This window comes from Acinetobacter sp. YH01008, from assembly GCF_013420435.1.
Taxonomy (GTDB): domain Bacteria; phylum Pseudomonadota; class Gammaproteobacteria; order Pseudomonadales; family Moraxellaceae; genus Acinetobacter; species Acinetobacter pseudolwoffii.
On the sequence record NZ_VOYD01000087.1, the window covers coordinates 1 to 1,068 of the forward strand.

1 protein-coding gene is annotated in these 1,068 nt (G+C 36.8%); it reads left to right on the forward strand.

The genetic code is table 11. The features are described 5' to 3' along the window. The first annotated feature begins 97 nt into the window (after positions 1-97). The gene (locus FTT75_RS15680; protein ID WP_257230394.1) at positions 98-1,066 is read left to right on the forward strand and encodes an IS30 family transposase; all 969 of its coding nucleotides are present in this window, start codon (positions 98-100) and stop codon (positions 1,064-1,066) included. Positions 1,067-1,068: the final 2 nt, after the last annotated feature.

A 1,068-nucleotide genomic window follows, 5' to 3' on the forward strand; every position in this document is an offset into this window, starting at 1 on the left:
TGAAGTGCGACATAAACCACCTAATTAATTTAAAGGGTTTATGGAGTATATAAAATTGTCATACCATCATCTTAACTTTGAAGATCGTACTGCATTAATGCTTGAGTCAAGAAAAGAAGGCTTTTCACCCAGAAAATTTGCTGAACTCATTAAAAGACATCCTAGTACGATCTATCGTGAGCTTAAAAGAAATAGCATCAATGACGTTTATCAAGCTCAATATGCTTCTGATAACACCTTCGCTAGACGTAGACGTGGTCACAGAAAACTCAAAATCGATTCAATCCTCTGGAAATTTATTGTTGAAGCGATCCGTTGTTTATGGTCTCCTCAGCAAATAGCAAAGCGTTTAAAGACATTTCCTGATTTGGATCAAACAATGAATGTAAGCCATACAACGATTTATTCAACGATACGAGCATTACCAAAGGGTGAGTTGAAAAAAGACTTATTATCCTGTCTGCGTCATGAAAATAAAAAGCGAAAAGCTAACGGTGAACCTAAAAAAGATTCTATATTACAGGATATTAAAACTATTCATGAGCGCCCAGCCGAAGTTCAAGAAAGAAAAATACCGGGTCATTGGGAAGCTGATTTAATTAAAGGTAAAGACAATAAAAGTTCGATAGCAACACTTATTGAACGAAATACACGGCTCTGTATCTTGGCAACATTACCTGATGCAAAGGCAGAATCAGTGCGCAAGGCTTTAACTGAAGCTCTGAAATATTTACCTGCAGAACTGCGTAAAACGTTGACCTATGACCGTGGACGCGAGATGGCAGAACATAAAATACTTGAAGAAGATTTAGGCATAGATGTATATTTCTGTGACCCACATTCACCCTGGCAAAAAGGCACATGCGAAAATATGAATGGTTTAATTAGGCAATATTTACCTAAAGGGATTGATTTAAATCAGGCAGATCAGCATTATTTAAATCAAGTTGCCATGTCACTGAATACTCGTCCTAGAAAAGCGTTAGATTGGCTTACACCATTAGAGAAATTTGCTCAGCTTGTTGATTATCATAAGACTTTTCAAACTGTCGCACCTCATGTTTGAAT